We start from the raw sequence: 21,066 nt of genomic DNA on the forward strand, positions 1-21,066 counted from the left end.
TTCAAAGAATGGGTGAAATCAGCCGGGCGATCCGCATGCCGAGTTGTTGCAGGCGGTGGATCTCCCGGCTTTCTTCTTTGGCGATCTCGTAGGATTGCTCGAAGTCCGCGATGAGCATGTTCTCCACTGTGGCGGCGAAGGCGCTGTCGACGGTCAGCAACATCACTTCGAAATTCAGCCGGAACGAACGGTTGTCCAGATTGGCACTGCCGATGGCGCTGATTTCGCTGTCGATCAACACCACTTTCTGATGCAGAAAACCGGGTTCGTAACGGAACACCCGCACGCCGGCACGAACCGCTTCGAAGGCGTAAAGGCTGGATGCGGCGTAGACGATGCGGTGATCAGGACGCGACGGCAGCAGCAAGCGCACATCGACGCCGCGTAACACCGCCAGACGCAAAGCGGCGAACACGGCTTCATCAGGAATGAAGTAGGGGCTGGTGATCCATACGCGCTCCGTCGCTGCGTGAATGGCCTCGACGAAAAACAGCGAACAGGTTTCGTAGGCATCCGCCGGACCACTCGCGAGCAGTTGGCAGAGCACGCCGTCATCCGGGTATTCATCCGGAAGGATCAGCGGTGGCAATGCACGGGCGGCCCAGAACCAGTCTTCGGCAAACGATTCCTGCATGCACGCCACCACCGGGCCGCGCACTTGCACATGCGTATCGCGCCACGGCGCCAGCGGTGGTTTCTCGCCGAGGTATTCATCACCGACGTTGTGCCCGCCGACAAATCCGAGCACGCCATCGACCACGACGATCTTGCGGTGATTGCGGAAGTTGACCTGAAAGCGGTTGAGCCAACCGCTGCGCGTGGCGAACGCTTTGACCTCGACGCCGCCATCGCGTAACGCCTGCACATAACTGTGGGGCAGGGCGTGGCTGCCAATGCGGTCGTAGAGCAAATGAATGGCCACACCTTCGGTGGCTTTCTTCAGCAACAAATCGCGCAGGCGCTGGCCGAGACGATCATCGTGAATGATGAAAAACTGGATCAGCACTGCTTCCTTCGCTTGCTCGATAGCGTGGAAGATTGCCTCGAACGTTGCCGTGCCGTTGACCAGCAAACGAACTTCGTTGTTCGCCAGACACGGCATGCGCCCCAGTTTCGGCATGGCGCGCAGCGATGCGTAGGCATTCGAGGCGCGAGCGGTCAGCGCTTCTTCCACCCAGGGACGCCAGTTCAGCTCGGAGATGGCCTGACGCATTTGTTCGTTGGCCTGGCGGCGCGCCTTGATGTAACCATCGAAGGTGCTGCGGCCGAACACCAGGTAAGGAATTAGCGTCAGGTAAGGAATGAAGATCAGCGACAATGCCCAGGCGATCGAGCCTTGGGCCGTGCGCACCGTCAGCACCGCGTGAATCGCGGCGATCAAGCCTAAGGTGTGTATCAGGGCGATCAAATAACCGAAAATGTGCGGTCCGAAATAATCCATGGGGCAGCCTTGCTCCGCAAGATTCAATGCCCTAACAGACCATGTTCTGTGGCGAATGTCGCTATTTAATTGGTGCATGAACCGAAGCAATCGGCCGACGTCTAACGGCCACTACTGATCAGGAGTTACTCGATGAACGTTCGTCTGCTGGGTTTGGCGCTGGGCCTGGGTTTGGCATTGCCGGTGATTGCGCAGGCGCAAATGCTGCAGCCGGGTCTGTGGGAAATGACCTCAAGCAATGTGAAAGTCGATGATCAGCCGATGGATGTGCAATCGATCCTTGGCCAGCTTCAGGGCCAGATGACACCGCAGCAGCGGGCGGCGCTGGAGAAGAACGGCATCAATATCGGCGGCAAGGGTATCCGCGCTTGCCTGACGCCTGAGCAAGTGGCGACTAACGATATTCCGCTGGCCGATCCGCAATCGGGCTGCAAACAGCAGATCACCGAGCGCAGTGGCAACCAATGGAAGTTCCGTTTCAGCTGCCCGAAAGCGCAGGGTACGGGTGTGGCCACGTTCCTCAGTGATCGCGAATTCACCACCATCGCCAACGGTACGTTCAATGCGATCGGTATCAATCAGAAGGGCAGCCTGGAAACCCGCGCGGTGTGGCTCGGTCAGGATTGCGGCACCGTCAAACCAAGAGCTTAAAAGCTACTCCTTGTAGGAGCTGCGGCACGCTGCGATCTTTTGATTTCAAGAATCCGGATCAAAAGATCGCAGCCTCGTTTCACTCGAATGCTCCTACAGAGTTGGGTATCTGGCGAAGATTACTCAGCGCATGAATCGCAGCGGCAACCCTCGACACCCATCATTCACGCGACTCTCGTGCCAGGCGATCTGCCCAGACACCAGCGTCGTGCTCACCCGATGCCGAAAGCTTCGACCGGCAAACGGTGTCCACCCGCACTGCGACAATATCGGCTGTCGAGACACCTCCAGCATCTGCGGTTGGATCAACACCAGATCTGCCCAATACCCCTCACGCAAATAACCTCGATCCGGAATGGCAAACAGGTCCGCGACGCGGTGGCTGGTCTTCGCTACCAGCGTAGTCATCGGCAACACGCCATCCGCCACCAGTTCCAGTAATGCCGGCAGCGCATGCTGTACCAAAGGCAAACCCGAAGGTGCCTCGGCGTAAGGTCGCTGTTTTTCGGCCCAGGTATGCGGGGCGTGATCACTGCCGATCACATCCAGTCGATTGCTCAGGAGTGCCTCACGCAAGGCATCGCGGTCGGACTGAGTCTTGATCGCCGGATTGCATTTGATCAGGTTGCCGAGATCTGGATAGTCGCGATCATCGAACAATAAATGGTGCAGGCAAACTTCCGCGGTGATGCGTTTTTGTGCCAGCGGTTTATCTTCGAAGAGTGCCAGTTCGCGAGCCGTGGTCAGGTGCAAAACGTGCAGGCGGGTGCCGTGGCGTCTGGCGAGATCCACGGCCAGCGAGGAAGAGCGATAGCAGGTTTCGGCATTGCGAATCAGCGCATGTGCCTCTGGCGGCAGATGCTCACCGACGCGTTCTCGCAGGCTGGCCGCATTGGCGTCGATGCTCGGCGTGTGCTCGCAGTGGGCCAACAGAATCGTCGGCACGTCGGCGAACAGTCGTTCAAGAATCTGCGGGTCATCCACCAGCATGTTGCCGGTCGAGGCGCCCATGAACACTTTGACCCCGGCCACTTCGCACGGATTGAGCGCAGCCACGGTGTCGAGGTTGTTCTGGCTGACACCGAAGTGAAAGCCGTAATTGGCCACCGAACTGATTGCCGCCCGACGCTTCTTGTCGGCCAGTGCTTCGAGGGTGAGAGTCGCCGGGTGGGTGTTGGGCATGTCCATGAAACTGGTGATGCCACCGGCGACTGCCGCGCGCGATTCGGTGTGAATGCTGCCCTTGGCCGGCGCGCCGGGTTCGCGGAAATGCACCTGGTCATCGATCATGCCCGGCAGCAGCCATTGGCCGCTGGCATCAATTTCCACGGCGGCGTTTTCGCCTTCGATACTGCGCCCAATCTTGACGATGCGACCGTTGCTGACCAGCAGATCGCTGTCGAACTCCCGTCCCTCGTTGACCAGCCGTGCGTTGCGGATCAGCACACTGCTCATGATTCAGAACTCGTTCTGCAAGGCTTTATAGCCGCGCACCAGATCGACGTTGGTGCGCGCCACGTCTTCGGAAAACTCCGAGGCACTCACACTCACCGGCGGGAATAACGAGAGGTCGGTGTTCGGGCCGATGCGAGTAGTGGAGGGCACGTAGAACGCGTCGGGCAAGTCGCGCCCGTCGACCACCGAGTTGTGGCGCACCACACAGCCGTTGCCGACCACGCAATTGAACAACACGCTGTTGAAGCCGATGAACACGCGGTCGCCGACCACGCAGGGACCGTGCACGATAGAGCGGTGGGCGATGGACGTGTATTGGCCAATGGTCACTGCCGCGCCGGACTTGGAGTGGATGACCACACCGTCCTGAATGTTCGAATTGGCGCCGATGGTGATCGGCTCCATTTCGCCAGATGCATCGACTTCGTCGGCGCGGATCACCGCGTACGGTCCGACAAAGACATTCTCACCGATCACTACTTTGCCGCAGATGATCGCGGTTTTGTCGACGTAGGCCGACTCGGCAATTTGCGGCAGATCGCCTGAAGGGTTCCTGCGAATCATGGTTTGCTCAGCGCGTCGTAAAGGGTGTTGAGGTTGTATTCGAACAGTCCGGTGAACGTGCTGGCCGGCCCGCTGGCAGCCAGAGCATCGGAGTAGAGTGTGCCGCCAATGTGCGCGCCGCTCTCGTCGGCGATCTGCTTGAGCAATCGCGCGTCCTTGATGTTCTCCATGAACACCGCTTTGACTTTGGCCTGGCGGATCTGGGTGATCAGCGCCGCCACTTCTGCCGCCGACGGCTCACGTTCGGTGGACAATCCTTGCGGGGCCATGAAGTCAATGCCGTATGCCTGACCGAGGTAACCGAAGGCGTCGTGGCTGGTGACGATCTTGCGATTGCCCGGCGGCAGCGAACCGAGTTTGGTTTTGGCTTCGGCGAGCAGAGCGTAGATTTGCTTCAAATAGGTTTGGCTGTTGCGCTCGTAGTCCGCCTTGTTCGTCGGGTCGGCTGCGATCAGCGCCTTGGTGATGTTGGCGATGTACAACTCGGCGTTGGCCAGGTTATGCCAGGCGTGCGGATCGGGAACGGTTTCGCCATCCTCATCCAGCGAACGTGGAATCACACCATGGCTGGCACTGATAACTGCGGCTTGGGTGTCGGTGCTGGTCACCAGACGATCAAGCCATGGTTCAAATCCCAAACCGTTCTTGATGATCAATTTGGCCTTGAGCAACGCTTTGGCGTCGTCCGGTGTCGGTTCGTAGGTGTGCGCGTCAGCGTCCGGGCCGACCAGATTGGTGATCTGAATGTGCTCACCGCCGACTTGATGAACCATGTCGGCGAGGATGCTGAAGCTGGTGACCACCGGCAATTTCTCCGCCGCCGATATCGACATCGACAGCATCAGGCTGAACAGCACGAGTAGAACGCGCATCGGGAAACACCTCATTGGGATGTGAGCAATGGTGGGCGGCGCAGCAGACCGTGTACCGGACCGAACACCACGGACAGCAGATAACCGGCGCCGGCGACCAACACGATGGCCGGGCCGCTGGGTAGCGAGTAATAGAAAGACAGCAGTAAGCCGAGCCAAACCGACAAGCAGCCGAGGAGGGCGGCGATGGCAATCAGGACTGGCAAGCGTCGACTCCAGAAACGTGAGGCCGCGGCGGGTAGCATCATCAGTCCGACGACCATGAGCGCGCCGATTGCCTGGAATCCGATCACCAGATTCAGTACGACCAGGGTCAGGAACACGCCGTGGGCGAGTGGGCCTAGGCGGCTGACGGTTCTCAGGAACAGTGGATCGAGGGTGTCGAGCAGCAGTGGTTTGTAGATCAACACCATGGCGATCAGGCTGACTGCCGAGACCCACAACATGCCGGTGAGGGTCGGGCCGTCTACGGCCAATGCCGAGCCGAACAGCAGGTGTAGCAGGTCGAGGCGTTTACCGGCGATACCCAGAATCAACACGCCGCTGGCCAGCGATATGGGATAGATCGCGGCGAGGCTTGCGTCTTCACGCAGGCCGGTACGGCGGGTAATCCATGCGGCGATGCCGGCCATGCTCAGGCCTGCACCGAGCCCGCCGAGTGTCAGCGCCGGCAAACTCAGACCGGCGAACCAGAATCCGAGCGCTGCGCCAGGAAGGATGCCGTGGGCGATAGCGTCACCGATCAGGCTCATGCGGCGCAGGATCAAGAACACACCGAGTGGCGCAGTACTGCAGGCCAACACCAGGCCGCCGAGCAATGCTCGGCGCATGAAGACGAACTCGTTGAACGGTTGCCAGAGAGCGACGGTGAGCATCAGGCCACCTGCATGTGCGGAGACTGCTGGATGAGTTCTGCGCTCGAGCCATAAACACAGTCCCGGTTTTTGATCAGCAACGTTTTCGGGATGTGCTGGCGAACGGCAGTGAGGTCATGGCACACCACAACCAGCGTTCGACCTTCGGCCTGCCAGGCCTGGATGTGTTGCCAAAGCAGCTGCTGACCCAGTTCATCGAGTGCGGCGTGGGGTTCGTCGAGTAGCAGCACAGGGGAGTCGGTCAGGCTCAATCGCGCGAGTAGGGCGCGTTGTAGTTCACCACCGGAGAGGGCCATGAGCGAGCGATTGTCGAGGCCATTCAGGTGCCAGGCGTCCAGTGCCGTCGCGAGACGCTGGGCGCGCAATTGGGTGGAAAGTCTGCGTCCCCAGAAACCCGCCGCAACCAACTCTTGGAGGCTGATCGGGAATTGACGATCCAAATGCTGTTGTTGCGGGAGGAAGGACACCCCACTCTGACGTGGAACACTCAGGGTGACCTGTCCTGCCAAAGGCTTTTGTAGTCCGGCAATGACTTTCAGCAGGCTGCTTTTTCCACAACCATTGGCCCCGATGATTGCCGTCAGACTGCCGCTTTCAAACTCAAGGGTCAGGGGCGAGGTGAGGGGTTGGCCGGGTGCGCCCCAGCTAAGGTGCTGGCAACGAATCATGCTAGCTCCCGGCGCCAGGTGCTTTCCGCGACAGCGTCATGGGCGTGCAGGCTTTCGGCGTGAATCACGCGCAGGTGGAATGCGCTGACTCCCGGGGAGCGCCGTAGAGCGAGATTTAATCGGCGAGCGGCGTCTTCGCAGAACATCAGGTTCTGTCCATTGGCCAGGGCAAAGGCTTGTTCGTCTGCGCGTTTCACTGCTGTTTGTACGGCAGTGCCCAGTGCTGCTTCAGCGTCGTTGATGATTGCACTGAGCGGCAATTCATCGATGAACTCATCGAGATGCACGTGCAGTTGGGCGGTGCTGCGTTGGCTGTGTGGCGTGGCAACAATGCCTTGGGACGAGCCTAGCCAGGTGAGGACCTCGGCGTGTTGCAGAGGCTTGTTGGCGAAATCATTGACGAATTGTTGCTGGATCAATTGTCTCGCCAAGGCAGCTGAGCAAGGACAAGTTGAGGAGTAGGGCACGTCGATTTTGAGTTCCACGTGGAACACTGTGTTTTTCAGGCTGACCGAAATGATCGCTGGATAAGACTTCCATCCCGCCAAGGGGCTGACCATCGCCGGCCTTCTCAGCATCAAATCAGTATGAATATTCAGATACGCGTTGCTGGATAACCCGTCGTGGCTGTCGAGGAAATGTTGGAGAACTCGACGCAACAGAGCCGGGCAGAGACTCTCCTTTTCCAGGCTTTCCAAAGCCAGATACAAGCGCGACATGTGGATGCCACGCGCTTCACCATCGTCAAGGCTCACGCCTGCATCAGCCTTCGCAATCAAGCGCTGGCCATCCAACAACACCGGTAAAGCTATGCCGCACATTCCCACCCATTCAAGTGGCAAGGCTTGGCGAGCGGACTGCGCGGCGATATCCGGAAGTGTCAGAGAATTCATGTTCGGGACCGTGGTGTTGATTGAATTGAATGTTACATTATAACAATTCAAATCACGATGCCTTTTTCATGAACAGGCTTTCATATGCACAGACGTCGTTTGCTCAATCTGATTCTGGCCAGCGCGGCCTTCGCTTTACCCATCGGTGCCTCTGCTTCCTCTGCGCAAATCCGTCAGGCGAGGATCTGGCGTTCAGCTGAAAAGCTTCGATTGGTGTTCGATTTAAGCGCAGCGGTTCGCTACAAAGCGTTCAGTCTCGGCGCCCCTGAGCGACTGATTATTGATGTGAGCGGTGCCACGCTGAATGGGGATCTGAGCCAACTGGCACTCAGCGATACGGTGATTCGCTCGATTCGATCTGGGCAAACGGGGCTGGACGATACCCGTATCGTTCTCGATCTGAAGGCTCCGGTACTGCTAAACAGCTTCCTTCTGGCCCCTCAGGATGGGCAAGGTCATCGACTTGTCTTGGACCTGGTCAGTGCGAAACAAGAGTCGATAGTCGCAATGGTTCCACGTGAAACACCCGCGATTAAGGCCCATCGAAAGCGCGACATTATTGTGGTTGTCGATCCAGGCCATGGCGGAAAAGACCCCGGCGCAGTTGGCGCCAAGGGTGAGCGTGAGAAGGATGTCGTGCTTTCCATCGCTCAGTTGCTCGCCAGACGCCTGAAAAAAGAGAAGGGTTTTGACGTAAAACTGGTGCGCAACGACGACTTCTTCGTGCCCTTGCGCAAGCGGGTGGAGATTGCCCGCCAGCACAAGGCTGACATGTTTATCTCGGTGCATGCTGACGCAGCACCGCGACTGACGGCCTCAGGCGCATCGGTTTACTGCCTCTCCGAAGGTGGCGCGACATCGGCGACTGCGCGTTTCATGGCGCAGCGCGAGAACGGCGCAGACCTGCTCGGTGCTACCAGTCTGCTCAACCTAAAAGACAAGGATCCGATGCTTGCCGGGGTCATTCTCGACATGTCGATGAACGCCACCATCGCTGCCAGTTTGCAGCTCGGCAGTACGATTCTGGAGAGTCTGGCGGGGATTACCGCGCTGCATCAGAAGCGTGTGGAGCAGGCAGGATTTGCTGTGCTGAAGTCGCCCGATGTGCCATCGATCCTTGTAGAAACCGGCTTCATTTCCAATGCTCGTGACAGTCAGCGACTGGTCACCCAAAGGCATCAGCAAGCCATTGCGGACGGGTTATATGAAGGTGTGCAGCGCTATTTTCAGAAAAATCCGCCGATCGACAGCTTCCTGGCCTGGCAACAGGAACAACAAAAAGGCCTGGTTTAGCAGCCAGTAATCCGGCTACAGGTAAATTTTGCACTGCTGCCTCCCGAGCTGGAGAAGCGATTGATGGTCGTCCAACCCACCCGACGGGTGTAGCCCACCCAGGCTTCACCGTCTGAGGCGATACCGGTGAAGAACGTCAGTTGACCGAAGCGGCTGTTGGTTTGTGCCCAATATCGTTGGCCGTTCCTTTCGAAGCCACGCAGGTAAAGCGTATTGCCAATAGAGTTGACGCTGTAGGCATTACCCTCAGCGTCCATGCAGGCCAGCAGATTGGCGCTACGCGTGCAGGTGGCAAGCGCAGGATTTTGTCCCCAAGCGTTAGTGGCAGCTAACAACGCGAGGCTCAATATTGAGCATTTCAGCGCTTCTTTCATGACATTTCCTGAGCGACGTATTGATCGCAGCTTCCGACTCTTGGTCGTGAAGCGCAAGAGCGGGGCTGGCTAATTCATATTGTTATACTATAACATCAATTTGAACTGAGCCTGATTCGGCCGATTTCAAGCGTTTAGCTTCCTGCGAATCCATTGTTTGAAGCCCAAGAACGTCCAGCGCTACGCAAAAGCGCAGATCGGCTGCTACCTGAAGAGGATTACCCAATGTCAGCCGCACTGCCTGTTACCGTTCTTTCCGGATTTTTGGGCGCCGGAAAAAGTACACTTTTGAATTACGTACTACGTAATCGCCAAGGGCTGCGCGTGGCAGTCATCGTTAACGATATGAGCGAGATCAATATCGATGGCAGCGAAGTTCAACGTGATGTCAGCCTGAACCGCGCAGAAGAAAAACTCGTGGAAATGAGTAACGGCTGTATCTGCTGTACGTTACGCGAGGACTTGCTGGAAGAAGTCAGCAAACTGGCCGGCGAGGGCCGTTTCGATTACTTATTGATCGAATCCACCGGCATCTCCGAGCCATTGCACGTCGCGGAGACCTTCACTTTCCGTGATGAGCAAGGGCAAAGCCTCGCCGATATCGCCCGGCTGGACACCATGGTCACTGTAGTCGACGGTGTGAATTTCCTCCTCGACTATCAGGCCGCGGAAAGCCTCGCCTCTCGCGGGGAAGTCCTTGGTGAAGAGGACGAACGCTCCATCACCGACTTGTTGATCGAGCAAATCGAATTCGCTGACGTGCTGTTGATCAGCAAGATCGATCTGATCAGTCAGCGGGAGCGTGAGGAACTGACCGCCATTCTCAAGCGCCTCAACGCCCAGGCTGAAATCATCCCGATGGTGATGGGTGAAGTTCCGTTGGAGAGCATTATCAATACCGGTCGTTTCGACTTCGAAAAAGCCGCGCAAGCGCCGGGTTGGCTGAAAGAGTTGCGCGGAACGCACGTCCCGGAAACCGACGAATACGGCATCGCCTCTACCGCCTACCGCGCGCGAAGACCCTTTCATCCGCAACGCTTCTTCAACTTCATCGACCGCCCTTGGCTGAACGGAAAACTGCTGCGCTCCAAAGGTTTTTTCTGGTTGGCAAGCAAGCCGAATGACGCCGGCAGTTGGTCGCAGGCCGGTGGCTTGATGCGTCATGGTTTTGCCGGGCGCTGGTGGCGTTTTGTGCCGAAAGACCAGTGGCCGCAAGATCAGGAAAGCACCGTGGCGATTATGGAAAACTGGACGCCGAGCGTCGGAGACTGCCGTCAGGAACTGGTGTTTATTGGCCAAAACATCAATTTCCCGCAGCTATCAGACGAACTCGATGATTGCCTGCTGACCGACGAGGAAATGGCGCTCGGTGTGGAAGGCTGGCGGTTGCTGGTGGATCCGTTCGGCCCTTGGCACGCAGAGGTGGCCTGATGCTCGCGTTGAAAATGCTCCAGGACCGGACGCGCCATCAGTATCAAGGCAATACGCCAAAAACGCTGATACGGATTCTTGAAGATGACGTAAACCTTGCCATCTGGCAGCGACAGCTACCGCTGCACATTGCCGAGTTTGCCAGTTTGCTACTGTCGCTCAACGAACCCTTGGCAGAGTCGTTGTACCTGGATATCACGGACGAGGACGTCGATCCTGACCTCAACGGGTTGGCTTCAAACTTTCGCGATCTGGAGGGCTACGAAGGCTTTATCGCTGACTTGAAATGGCTGGTCGGCGCGTTCGCCTGCCTGCTCGGCGCGCGACGCATTGGCCTGCGCTTGCGCGTGCTGGATAAAGCCATGTGCCCGCGTTTCCACGTCGATCATGTACCGGTGCGACTTATCACCACCTACGCGGGCATTGGCAGTGAATGGCTCAGGGAAGGTGAAATGGATCGTCTTCAGCTTGGTCAGGCAAATGCCGAGCCGCACGAGGCCTGGCAGATTCAGCGACTCACGAGTGGCGAAGTGGCGCTATTGAAAGGCGAGAAGTGGCACGGTAACGAAGGTTTCGGTCTGATCCACCGCTCGCCGCAACTCGCGCCCGGCGAGCGCCGGTTGATGCTGACCCTCGACTGGCTCGGCTAGCGCTTCAAGGCTTGAGCCACGCGCCCTGGCTTTGACCTTCGCAATACGGCTTCAAATAGGCTGCATCGGTGGCGATGCCGTAATAGTGGATATCCTGGCGATAGGGCATATTGGCGACTTCGGCGTTGCTGCACACGCCGAATGCCCCGCTCGGGCATTGATCGACGTACTGCACGTCGACTTTTTGCCCAGCCAGCGTTGGCTGACAGAAGCCGTCGTTAAACAGTTTTTCCGGGATGTTGCGGTTCTGCTGGCAGACTTTGACGTCGAGCCGTTCGCTCTGGCTGTGCACCACGCAGGCCTGGGCCAAGACTTCGCTCGACACCAGCAGCAACAGCAACGACCATCCGATTAAACGCATCTTCAACCTCCCCGTAAACTCTCCACAGACAAACGCCAGCCATGTTGCAGAACATTCCTACCCATGTCATCGCAGGCCCGCTAGGCGCCGGCAAGACCAGCCTGATTCGCCAACTGATGGCGCAACGGCCGACGGATGAACGCTGGGCGGTGTTGATCAACGAGTTCGGCCAGATCGGCCTCGATGCCGCGCTGCTGACCCGCGACGGCGATGGTATCGCACTGGGCGAAGTGGCTGGGGGCTGTTTATGTTGCGTGAATGGTGCGCCGTTTCAGATCGGTCTTGGACGTTTGCTGCGCAAGGCCAGGCCGCATCGGCTGTTTATAGAACCGTCCGGTTTGGGCCATCCTGCGCAATTGCTCAAGCAACTAAGCGAGGCGCCATGGCTCGGCGTCCTCGCGGTTCAGCCGTGTGTGTTGGTGCTGGATGCCCAGGCACTCCAGGCGGGTAAACCATTGCCGGCAGCGCAACAGCAGGCATTTGCCAGCGCCGGTTTGCTGTTGCTGAACAAGGCTGAACATCTCGATGAAGCGGCCCGACAGGCAATATCCAGTCAGTTGCCGCCCGTCAGGCAGATCTGGACGCAGCAGGCGCAGCTATCAGTGAGCGAATTGCCGGGGTTGGCAATTCAAGCGGTGGCGGCTGTGGATAACCTGGTCATGCCCAACGGCACGGCGCAACTGCCGACCATCTGGAACGATCCGACGCAGCCGATTTGTCTGAGTCAGGCGCAAGAGGGCGGCTGGAGCATCGGTTGGCGCTGGCATCCGGGCCAGACCTTCGACCGACAACGCCTCCACGACTGGCTCAACGGCCTGATCTGGAACAGAGCAAAAATGGTTATCCACAGCAGCGATGGCTGGATCTCGGCCAATGCTCTGGATAATGCAGCGCTGGTTTGGCAAACCAGTGAATGGCGCAAGGACTCGCGGATCGAACTGATCTTCGCCGATCCACAGAATATCGCTGAATTACAGGCCGGATTGGCGCAGTGCCGGATTCAGGCGAGCTGATTCACGGCTTCCACTTGGTGTGTTCCTGCCGCCACTGACTCAGCTCGATCACCTCGGCCCGTGGTTTGTGCACCTCGACGACCGGCGGCGTATCGTCGAACGGCGCCGGGTAGGGCGCCAGCTCGATCTGCGCACTGTGCGCGCCAAACTGGGTGATGGTGCCGTTATGACGAGTCTCGCCGGTCACGGTGAACTCGAAGTTGTACACCCGCGCCAGGCGTCGACGCCCGTTAGCGTCCTTGATGAAACCGATTTTCTTCAGTGCAACGTTGCCGTCGAGCAACTCGACACGCACGTTCAGGCAGTGCTGCTTGACCCGCTCCAGCGCCCGCTCGCGCAAGCCATGGTTGTGCCACAACCAGGCGCCGGCAGCGGCGAACAGCATCAGCACGAAGATGTTTTCGAGGGTCAGCATCAACAAGGGACTCCAAAAGATAGCGTCAGCTTAACTGCGTCGCCGGTCTGTCGTACAGGCTGCGTTTCGTCGCATACTGCGCGGCTTGAATTTCAATCGTTTTACGGAAAAACCCGAATGAAACGTACGCCTCATCTGCTCGCAATCCAGTCCCACGTGGTGTTCGGCCACGCCGGCAACAGCGCCGCGGTTTTTCCGATGCAGCGTGTCGGGGTGAATGTCTGGCCACTCAACACCGTGCAGTTTTCCAACCACACGCAGTACGGCCAATGGGCGGGCGAAGTGCTGCCGCCGCAGCAGATTCCCGAATTGATCGACGGTATCGCCGCCATCGGCGAGCTGGGCAACTGCGACGCGGTACTGTCCGGCTATCTCGGCAGCGCGGCGCAGGGCCGGGCGATTCTCAGTGGCGTGGCGCGCATCAAAGCGGTCAATCCAAAGGCTTTGTATCTCTGCGATCCAGTAATGGGCCATCCGGAGAAGGGTTGCAGTGTGCCGGCCGAAGTCAGCGACTTTCTGCTGGACGAAGCGGCCGCCGTGGCGGACTTCATGTGCCCGAATCAGCTGGAGCTGGATAGCTTCTCCGGACGCAAGCCGCAGTCGTTGTTCGATTGCCTGGCAATGGCGCGGGCGCTGCTGGCGCGTGGACCGAAAGCCGTACTGGTCAAGCATCTGGATTACCCGGGCAAACCGGCGGATGGTTTCGAGATGCTGCTGGTGACCGCCGAGGGCAGTTGGCATCTGCGTCGCCCGCTGCTGGCATTTCCGCGTCAGCCGGTGGGCGTGGGCGATCTGACGTCCGGCCTGTTTCTGGCGCGGGTGTTACTGGGCGACAGCTTGGTCGCCGCATTCGAATTCACGGCGGCAGCGGTGCATGAAGTGTTGCTGGAGACTCAGGCATGCGCCAGTTATGAACTGCAACTGGTGCGGGCGCAGGATCGGATTGCGCATCCGCGGGTGAAATTCGAGGCGACCGCGATCAGTCTGTAATCGCGTAATCGTTGAAAAAGATCGCAGCTTCCGGCAGCTCCTACAGGATTTCACATTCCCATGTAGGCGCTGCCGGAGGCTGTGATCTTTTGCTTTTGATCTCAGGCGTCGCCCTTGATCTCCTGATAACGCTTTTCCAGCTCCTGGCGAATCTGCCGGCGCTGCTGAGCCTGCATGTAGCGGCGTTTGTCTTCACTGTTCTGCGGCTGCAGCGGCGGCACAGCAGCCGGTTTGCGCTGGTCATCCACCGCGACCATGGTGAAGAAGCAGCTATTGGTGTGGCGCACCGAGCGCTCGCGGATGTTCTCGGTCACCACTTTGATGCCGACTTCCATCGAGGTATTGCCGGTGTAGTTGACCGACGCGAGGAAAGTCACCAGTTCGCCGACATGGATCGGCTCGCGGAAAATCACCTGATCCACCGACAGCGTCACGACGTAGCGTCCGGCATAACGGCTCGCGCAGGCGTAAGCCACTTCGTCGAGATATTTGAGCAGGGTGCCGCCGTGGACATTGCCAGAGAAGTTGGCCATGTCGGGGGTCATCAGTACCGTCATCGACAGCTGGGCGTTTCCGGGTTCCATAACGTTCTCACGGATCAAGGCTGGTTTGCTGGAAGCGCCTCTATGGGCACTTGGTCGCTTTTCAAAAGCACCGTTATCGGGACGCCGGGCGACTGGCCGCCGTCACGCCGGGATCGATCTGTTTCCATATATTGCACCGCCTTTCAGGCGTAAGTCGCGGTGTTACCCTGCAAAAGCCCGCCTCAAGGGCAATTCCCACACGAAAAGCGGATTTTTACCCCGCTCGCTCAGATCTTTCTGATGCCCGACTGCGAGCCTCGTCATTCAAGGAGCCCACGCCATGCATGCCATCAGTTTCATTCAGGATCTGGCAGTGATCATGTTGGTCGCAGGTGTGGTGACGGTCCTGTTCCACCGTTTCAAGCAGCCGGTGGTGCTTGGCTACATCGTCGCAGGGTTCATCATCGGCCCGCACACTCCGCCATTCGGCTTGATTCACGATGAGGAAACCATCAAGACCCTCGCCGAGCTGGGGGTGATCTTCCTGATGTTCTGTCTTGGGCTGGAGTTCAGCCTGCGCAAGCTGTTCAAGGTCGGTGCCACGGCGTTTATTGCGGCGTTCCTCGAAATCGTTCTGATGATCTGGATCGGTTACGAAATCGGCCGCTGGTTTGACTGGAACACCATGGATTCGCTGTTCCTCGGCGCGATTCTGGCGATCTCCTCGACCACCATCATCGTCAAGGCGCTCAATGATCTGAAGATGAAGAACGAGCGTTTCGCGCAGTTGATCTTCGGCGTACTGATCGTCGAAGACATCCTCGGCATAGGCATCATCGCCTTGCTGTCGAGCATCGCCGTCAGCGGTACGGTGAGCTCCGGCGAAGTGTTTTCCACTGTCGGCAAGTTGTCGTTGTTCATGATCGTCGCACTGGTCATCGGCATTCTGCTGGTGCCGCGTTTGCTGGCCTACGTCGCCAAATTCGAAAGCAACGAGATGCTGCTGATCACCGTGCTAGGCCTGTGTTTCGGCTTCTGTCTGCTGGTGGTCAAACTCGAATACAGCATGGTGCTGGGCGCGTTCCTGATCGGCGCGATCATGGCCGAGTCGCGGCAATTGCTGAAGATCGAGCGCTTGATAGAGCCGGTTCGTGACCTGTTCAGTGCGATCTTCTTTGTCGCCATCGGCCTGATGCTCGATCCGATGATTCTTCTGCAATACGCGTGGCCGATTGCGGTCATCACTGTAGCCGTGGTGCTGGGCAAGATGTTGTCCTGCGGGCTCGGTGCGTTTATCGCCGGCAATGACGGACGCACCTCACTGCGGGTGGGGATGGGGCTGTCACAGATTGGCGAATTTTCCTTCATCATCGCCGCGCTAGGCATGACCTTGCAGGTCACCAGCAACTTCCTCTATCCGGTGGCCGTGGCGGTGTCGGTGATCACCACGCTGCTGACGCCGTACCTGATTCGCGCGGCGGATCCGCTGTCGATCAAGCTGTCTGCCGCGATGCCGCAGCGTCTCGGGCGTGTGTTCGGGATGTATGGCGAATGGCTGCGCAGCATTCAGCCGCAGGGCGAGGGCGCGATGCTGGCGTCGATTATCCGCAAGATTTTGCTGCAAGTCGGGGTCAACCTGGCGCTGGTGATCGCGATCTTCTTCAGCGGTGCGTTCTTTGCCGAACGCATCTCGGCGTGGCTGCAGGACTGGATCGCGGATCCGAGCTGGCAGAAGGCATTGATCTGGGGCGGGGCATTGTTGCTGTCGTTGCCGTTCCTGATCGCCGCCTATCGCAAGCTCAAGGCGCTGTCGATGCTGCTGGCGGAGATGGGCGTGAAGCCGGAGATGGCCGGGCGTCACACGCAGCGAGTGCGCCGGGTGATCTCCGAAGTGATCCCGATTCTCTCGCTGCTGGTGATTTTCCTGCTGTTGGCAGCCTTGTCGGCCAGTATCTTACCGACCAACAAGTTGCTGGTGCTGATCGCGGTGGTCGCGGCCGGCGTGGCGGCGCTGCTCTGGCGCTGGTTCATCCGCGTGCACACGCGGATGCAGGTGGCCCTGCTGGAAACCCTCGACAACCACAAGGAGTCGTCGGGGCATTGACCAAACGGGACGTTGGGGCGATCAGCTTTCCAGCCAGACGTCCCGCGCCCAGTGCCACACCGATTCCCAGGATTCTTCGGTGATCAGCTCTTCTTCGCCGGACCACAGCACCACGGTGCCGTCTTCTTCGACGCAGTAGTAGTTGTCGCCGTCCTGGCAGATCGGGATCAGGTCGCGCGGCACGCCGGCGTCCCAGGCGTTCGCCGCCACATCCGGCAGATAGGTATGCGATTGCGGGTCGGTGACAGTCACCGGCTCCAGACTGCCGTAAACCACGTCGCTGACGGTCAGCAGAAACTCTTTGAAGACAAACGGAATGTTGATGAAGAGTTCTTCTTCGACTTCCACCAGTTGGTCTTCGTCAGGCAATTCCAGTGGAACCGGTACGGGTTCGTTGGCTTCGCGCAGTTGTTCGATGATTTCTTCCACGTCCGGGATCCTCTTGCTTGAATGGCGCGGTTTATATGGGCCGGTTTATACAGTAGCTCGCTATAGATGCAACCGCGAAATAGAAAAACCCCGGACAAGTCCGGGGTTTTCACTGTTACCTGACTGACGCAGGAGGGATCAGCCGTTCTGGCGGATACCGGCGACCAGCCAAGGCTGGTTGTCGCCCTGCGGACGCTCCATGTTCCAGCTTTCGCTGAACACTTCGCCCTGGTCGAAACGCGAGGTCTTCGACACACCGCTGAACGTCAGGGTGGCGATGGTCTTGTCGGCGCGGTCATCGACGCCGTCCAGTTGCACCTGGAGGTTGTCGATGTAGGTCGACTGGAAGGCGTCGCCCAGATCTGCACGCTCACGCTTGAGGAACTCAAGCATTTGCGGGGTCACGAACTCGGCGATCTTGTCCATTTCGTTGGCGTCCCAGTGCTGCTGCAGCGACTGGAAGTGGCTGCGCGCGGCGGTAAGGAAGTTCTGTTCGTTGAACCAGGCCGGTGCGTTGATGACCGGACGAGCGGCAGCCGGTGCAGCCGAACCACCGAAGATCGAACCCATGCCAGCAGGCTTCTGCTCGAACGCTTCACGCTGCATCGGGGCGCCGGCCGGAGCCAGGTGCTCCTGTTGCTTGCGTCGACGAGCGGCGATGAAACGGAAGATCACGAACGCGATCACGGCCATGATCAGGATGTCGAAGATCTGCATGCCCTGGAAGCCGCCGCCCATGAACATGGACGCCAGCAGGCCACCGGCGGCGATGCCGGCCAGAGGGCCGAGCCATTTCGAAGCGCCGCCAGCCTTGGCAGCAGCACCGGCGGCACCGGCGGTCGCCGCAGCGCCGCCCATGCCTGGAGAAGAAGGAGCCATTTGGCTGGTCTGGTGCGTCGGCGCAGCGCCGGCGCTTTTGCCACCACCAAAGCGCTTGGCATTGGCGTCGAGGCTCATCGTCAGGCCGATGCACAACGCCATGGCGATGCTAAGAAAACGTTTCATAAAGGGAATTCCCGTTTGTGGAGACACGCGCGCCATGTTGCACAGCTGAAGTGACACTGGCTAGCGAGAGAGTGTTTCGGGCTTTTGCCTGACAGGTTACGTTCAGCTCGGTCGGGGCAATAAGGCCATTTACATTTGGCTGTAGGAAAGAGCGACAGGTTCAGTGAGAAAGCTGCTTAGCGACGAAACGCCAGCATCACCACGCCGGCCGTGATCAAGCCGATACCGCCCCATTGGCGCAGATCGAGTTTCTCGCCCAGCAAGATCACGCCAAGTATCGCCACCAGCACCACGCTGAGTTTGTCCACCGGAGCGACCAGTGACGCCGGGCCTATCTTTAACGCGCGGAAGTAGCACAACCACGACGCGCCGGTGCCAAGACCGGACAGCAACAGGAACAGATAGCTCTTGGCGGATATCGATCCCAATGACTGATATTGGCCCGTGGCGTACAAAATCAAGGCCAGGCTGACGAGTACCACGATGGTGCGCAGCAGGGTGGCGAAATCGGAATTGACGTTTTCGATGCCGACTTTGGCGAAGATCGCCGTCAATGCGGCGAAAGTCGCCGAGAGCAGGGCCCAGAATGTCCAGGAGGAAAAGAAGCCTGAGCCCATGGAAATGTCCTTGATCAAGGAGCTGACAGAGCCTTGTAGGAGTGAGCCTGCTCGCGATGAGGCAGTTTCAGACAATACATATTGAATGAAAAATCGCTATCGCGAGCAGGCTCACTCCTACAGAAAGCAATCGAGCAAGGCTTCAGATCGCTTCCAGCTTCGCGTAACCGAGCATCAGCCACTTGCTGCCTTCGCTGAAGTTCACCTGCACCCGGGCCTGCGCGCCTGCGCCTTCGAAGTTGAGGATCACGCCGTCACCGAAGATCGAGTGACGAACGGTTTGCCCAAGGCTGAAGCCGGTTTCCGGAATCTCGCTGCCGCTGAACAGGTTGCTGCCGCTCATCGACTGGTTGCCGCCGAACGGTCGGCTGACGCTGTTCGACAGGCGTACTTCCTGAATCAGACCTTTCGGCACTTCGCGGACGAAACGCGAGACCTTGTTGTAGGTTTCGCTGCCGTACAGGCGTCGGGTTTCAGCATAGGTCATCACCAGATTCTGCATTGCCCGGGTGATGCCGACGTAAGCCAGACGGCGTTCTTCCTCAAGACGCCCCGGTTCTTCCAGACTCATCTTGTGCGGGAACAGGCCTTCTTCCATGCCCACGAGGAACACGTACGGGAATTCCAGTCCCTTGGCACTGTGCAGCGTCATCAGCTGAATGCTGTCTTCGTGCTCGTCAGCCTGAGTGTCGCCCGCCTCCAGCGAAGCGTGGCCGAGGAATGCCGCCAGGGGCGTCAGCTCTTCGTCGTCTTCGGTGTTTTCGAAGTTGCGCGCGGCGCTGACCAGTTCCTCAAGGTTTTCCACCCGGGCCTGGCCTTTCTCGCCTTTTTCCGCTTCGTGATAGGCGATCAGGCCCGACTGCTCGATGACGGTTTGCGTCATCAAATGCAGCGGCATTTCCATGCACTTGGCAGCAAGGTTTTCGATCAGCTCGATAAACGCGCCCAGCGCACCGGCCGCACGACCGGTCAGGCCTTTATTGGCGACCAGTTGGCGCATCGCTTCCCACATCGACACATCGCTGTGACGGGCATGGTCGCGGATCGCTTCGACGGTTTTCTCGCCGATACCGCGAGCGGGGACGTTGATTACCCGTTCCAGCGCTGCATCGTTGCCACGACCCTCGAGCAAGCGCAGGTAGGCCATGGCGTTCTTGATTTCCGCGCGCTCGAAGAAGCGCTGACCGCCATAGATGCGGTAAGGAATGCGTTCGCGCAGCAAGGCTTCTTCCAGAACGCGCGATTGGGCGTTGGAGCGGTACAGAATCGCGATATCGCTGCGAGCCAGGCCGGTTTTCAGCGCACTTTCGATGGTTTCGACAACGTAGCGTGCTTCGTCATGTTCGTTGAACGCGGCGTACAGGTTGATCGCTTCGCCATCACCGCCGTCGGTCCACAGCTCTTTGCCTAGGCGCCCGGTGTTATTGGCGATCAAGGCGTTGGCAGCCTTGAGGATGCCGGCGGTGGAGCGATAGTTCTGCTCCAGGCGAATGGTCACGGAATCCGGAAAGTCCGACGAATACTGATGAATGTTCTCGATCTTCGCGCCGCGCCAGCCGTAAATCGATTGGTCGTCGTCGCCGACCACCATCAGGCTGTCGCCGCCCTTGCCGAGCAGGCGCAACCAGGCGTACTGCACGGCGTTGGTGTCCTGGAATTCGTCCACCAGAATGTGCCGGAAACGCTTTTGGTAATGCGCCAGCAGGCCCGGGTGATCGCGCCACAGATCGAGGGCGCGCAGCAGCAGTTCAGAGAAATCGATGACGCCGGCGCGCTGGCACGCGGCCTCGTAGGCCTCATAAATGCCGCGCATGGTCGCCAGGTACAAATCGCCGCTGGCCTGAATGTGTTTTGGACGCAGACCTTCGTCTTTCTGCCCATTGATGAACCACTGGGCCTGACGGGCCGGCCAGCGCTGTTCGTCCAGCCCCAGCTCGCGGATCACCCGCTTGACCAGGCGTTGCTGGTCATCGCTGTCGAGAATCTGGAAGGTCTGGCTCAGCCCGGCTTCCTGCCAATGTGCCCGCAGCAAGCGGTGCGCCAGGCCGTGGAAGGTGCCGACCCACATGCCGGCCGGGTTGATACCCAGCAACTGCTCGATGCGATGACGCATCTCGGCAGCGGCCTTGTTGGTGAAGGTCACCGACAAAATGGAGTGGGGCGAGGCGTTTTCGACCTGGATCAACCAGGCGATACGGTGCACCAGCACTCGGGTTTTACCGGAGCCAGCACCGGCCAGGACCAACTGACGGCCAACGGGGGCTGCTACGGCCTGGCGTTGGGCATCGTTGAGAGAGTTCAGCAGAAGGGAGAGATCATCGCGCATCGGGGCATTCTAGGGTGCGCCGCAGGCCCGGGCAAACCGAGCTTTGCATTAGCCGATGAAAGTGCTGCCGATGACGACCGGTCGGTCACCGGCTACAGGCGTTGGTCCGTCTCGC

At 58.9% G+C, this 21,066-nt stretch carries 22 protein-coding genes; 7 read left to right on the forward strand and 15 right to left on the reverse strand.

The window, feature by feature from the left end:
* Position 1: 1 nt before the first annotated feature.
* Positions 2-1,441: a cardiolipin synthase gene (cls, locus tag JFT86_RS06775; RefSeq protein ID WP_201236222.1), complete on the reverse strand. Its 1,440-nt coding sequence runs from the start codon at positions 1,439-1,441 to the stop codon at positions 2-4.
* Positions 1,442-1,573: 132 nt separating this feature from the next.
* Between cls and JFT86_RS06780 the strand changes: the two genes are divergently transcribed.
* Positions 1,574-2,092, forward strand: coding sequence for a DUF3617 domain-containing protein (locus JFT86_RS06780; RefSeq protein ID WP_201236223.1), 519 nt, complete (start codon positions 1,574-1,576; stop codon positions 2,090-2,092).
* Positions 2,093-2,215: 123 nt separating this feature from the next.
* Here the strand turns inward: JFT86_RS06780 and JFT86_RS06785 are convergent, their stop codons facing one another.
* The 6 genes from JFT86_RS06785 to folE2 are packed head-to-tail and all read right to left on the reverse strand — an operon-like array spanning position 2,216 to position 7,419.
* Positions 2,216-3,547 carry a dihydroorotase gene (locus JFT86_RS06785; protein ID WP_201236224.1) on the reverse strand — a complete coding sequence of 444 codons (1,332 nt, stop codon included), beginning with the start codon at positions 3,545-3,547 and terminating at the stop codon, positions 2,216-2,218.
* 3 nt (positions 3,548-3,550) lie between these two features.
* Positions 3,551-4,111 carry a carbonate dehydratase gene (locus JFT86_RS06790; RefSeq protein ID WP_201236225.1) on the reverse strand — a complete coding sequence of 187 codons (561 nt, stop codon included), beginning with the start codon at positions 4,109-4,111 and terminating at the stop codon, positions 3,551-3,553.
* Positions 4,108-4,983 carry a metal ABC transporter substrate-binding protein gene (locus tag JFT86_RS06795; RefSeq protein ID WP_201236226.1) on the reverse strand — a complete coding sequence of 292 codons (876 nt, stop codon included), beginning with the start codon at positions 4,981-4,983 and terminating at the stop codon, positions 4,108-4,110. Before JFT86_RS06795 ends, JFT86_RS06790 begins: the two co-directional genes overlap by 4 nt.
* 11 nt (positions 4,984-4,994) lie before the next feature.
* Positions 4,995-5,858, reverse strand: a complete 864-nt coding sequence (locus JFT86_RS06800) for a metal ABC transporter permease (RefSeq protein ID WP_201236227.1) — start codon at positions 5,856-5,858, stop codon at positions 4,995-4,997.
* Positions 5,858-6,526, reverse strand: a complete 669-nt coding sequence (locus JFT86_RS06805; RefSeq protein ID WP_201236228.1) for an ATP-binding cassette domain-containing protein — start codon at positions 6,524-6,526, stop codon at positions 5,858-5,860. The genes JFT86_RS06800 and JFT86_RS06805 overlap by 1 nt, the downstream gene beginning before the upstream one ends.
* Positions 6,523-7,419, reverse strand: coding sequence for a GTP cyclohydrolase FolE2 (gene folE2, locus JFT86_RS06810; RefSeq protein WP_201236229.1), 897 nt, complete (start codon positions 7,417-7,419; stop codon positions 6,523-6,525). Before folE2 ends, JFT86_RS06805 begins: the two co-directional genes overlap by 4 nt.
* An 84-nt stretch (positions 7,420-7,503) precedes the next feature.
* On the opposite strand from folE2, the gene JFT86_RS06815 reads away from it, so the two are divergent.
* On the forward strand, positions 7,504-8,712 hold the full coding sequence (locus JFT86_RS06815; protein WP_201236230.1) for an N-acetylmuramoyl-L-alanine amidase: 1,209 nt from the start codon (positions 7,504-7,506) through the stop codon (positions 8,710-8,712).
* On the opposite strand, the gene JFT86_RS06820 is transcribed toward JFT86_RS06815, so the two are convergent.
* Positions 8,709-9,086 (reverse strand): glutamine synthetase, encoded by a 378-nt coding sequence (locus JFT86_RS06820; protein ID WP_201236231.1) that lies wholly within the window; start codon positions 9,084-9,086, stop codon positions 8,709-8,711. The two genes, JFT86_RS06815 and JFT86_RS06820, sit on opposite strands and share 4 nt — an antisense overlap.
* Before the next feature lie 225 nt (positions 9,087-9,311).
* On the opposite strand from JFT86_RS06820, the gene zigA reads away from it, so the two are divergent.
* Complete coding sequence (zigA, locus tag JFT86_RS06825) at positions 9,312-10,517, forward strand: zinc metallochaperone GTPase ZigA (protein ID WP_201236232.1); 1,206 nt, start codon at positions 9,312-9,314, stop codon at positions 10,515-10,517.
* The gene (locus JFT86_RS06830) at positions 10,517-11,167 is read left to right on the forward strand and encodes a DUF1826 domain-containing protein (protein WP_201236233.1); all 651 of its coding nucleotides are present in this window, start codon (positions 10,517-10,519) and stop codon (positions 11,165-11,167) included. Before zigA ends, JFT86_RS06830 begins: the two co-directional genes overlap by 1 nt.
* A gap of 4 nt (positions 11,168-11,171) precedes the next feature.
* Here the strand turns inward: JFT86_RS06830 and JFT86_RS06835 are convergent, their stop codons facing one another.
* Entirely contained in the window at positions 11,172-11,528 is a 357-nt protein-coding gene (locus JFT86_RS06835) for an NADH:ubiquinone oxidoreductase (protein WP_201236234.1), read from the reverse strand.
* A gap of 41 nt (positions 11,529-11,569) precedes the next feature.
* Between JFT86_RS06835 and JFT86_RS06840 the strand changes: the two genes are divergently transcribed.
* A complete protein-coding gene (locus tag JFT86_RS06840; RefSeq protein WP_201236235.1) occupies positions 11,570-12,541 on the forward strand; it encodes a CobW family GTP-binding protein in 972 nt (323 codons plus the stop codon).
* A gap of 1 nt (position 12,542) precedes the next feature.
* On the opposite strand, the gene JFT86_RS06845 is transcribed toward JFT86_RS06840, so the two are convergent.
* On the reverse strand, positions 12,543-12,956 hold the full coding sequence (locus JFT86_RS06845; RefSeq protein WP_064389782.1) for a DUF3301 domain-containing protein: 414 nt from the start codon (positions 12,954-12,956) through the stop codon (positions 12,543-12,545).
* A 117-nt stretch (positions 12,957-13,073) separates the two neighbouring features.
* Between JFT86_RS06845 and pdxY the strand changes: the two genes are divergently transcribed.
* Positions 13,074-13,946, forward strand: a complete 873-nt coding sequence (gene pdxY / locus JFT86_RS06850; protein WP_201236236.1) for a pyridoxal kinase PdxY — start codon at positions 13,074-13,076, stop codon at positions 13,944-13,946.
* Positions 13,947-14,047: 101 nt separating this feature from the next.
* On the opposite strand, the gene JFT86_RS06855 is transcribed toward pdxY, so the two are convergent.
* Positions 14,048-14,530, reverse strand: coding sequence for an acyl-CoA thioesterase (locus JFT86_RS06855; RefSeq protein ID WP_003229693.1), 483 nt, complete (start codon positions 14,528-14,530; stop codon positions 14,048-14,050).
* 280 nt (positions 14,531-14,810) lie between these two features.
* Between JFT86_RS06855 and JFT86_RS06860 the strand changes: the two genes are divergently transcribed.
* Positions 14,811-16,574, forward strand: coding sequence for a cation:proton antiporter (locus tag JFT86_RS06860; RefSeq protein ID WP_201236237.1), 1,764 nt, complete (start codon positions 14,811-14,813; stop codon positions 16,572-16,574).
* Positions 16,575-16,595: 21 nt separating this feature from the next.
* On the opposite strand, the gene JFT86_RS06865 is transcribed toward JFT86_RS06860, so the two are convergent.
* From JFT86_RS06865 to uvrD, 4 genes are all read right to left on the reverse strand, one after another.
* Positions 16,596-17,003: an SMI1/KNR4 family protein gene (locus JFT86_RS06865; protein ID WP_007995855.1), complete on the reverse strand. Its 408-nt coding sequence runs from the start codon at positions 17,001-17,003 to the stop codon at positions 16,596-16,598.
* Between the two features lie 138 nt (positions 17,004-17,141).
* The gene (locus JFT86_RS06870; RefSeq protein ID WP_201236238.1) at positions 17,142-18,008 is read right to left on the reverse strand and encodes a Tim44 domain-containing protein; all 867 of its coding nucleotides are present in this window, start codon (positions 18,006-18,008) and stop codon (positions 17,142-17,144) included.
* A gap of 176 nt (positions 18,009-18,184) precedes the next feature.
* A complete protein-coding gene (locus JFT86_RS06875; RefSeq protein ID WP_201236239.1) occupies positions 18,185-18,625 on the reverse strand; it encodes an EamA family transporter in 441 nt (146 codons plus the stop codon).
* A gap of 142 nt (positions 18,626-18,767) precedes the next feature.
* On the reverse strand, positions 18,768-20,951 hold the full coding sequence (gene uvrD, locus JFT86_RS06880; RefSeq protein WP_201236240.1) for a DNA helicase II: 2,184 nt from the start codon (positions 20,949-20,951) through the stop codon (positions 18,768-18,770).
* Between the last annotated feature and the right edge of the window lie 115 nt (positions 20,952-21,066).

Source organism: Pseudomonas sp. TH06 (assembly GCF_016651305.1).
In the GTDB taxonomy this organism is placed as follows: Bacteria; Pseudomonadota; Gammaproteobacteria; order Pseudomonadales; family Pseudomonadaceae; genus Aquipseudomonas.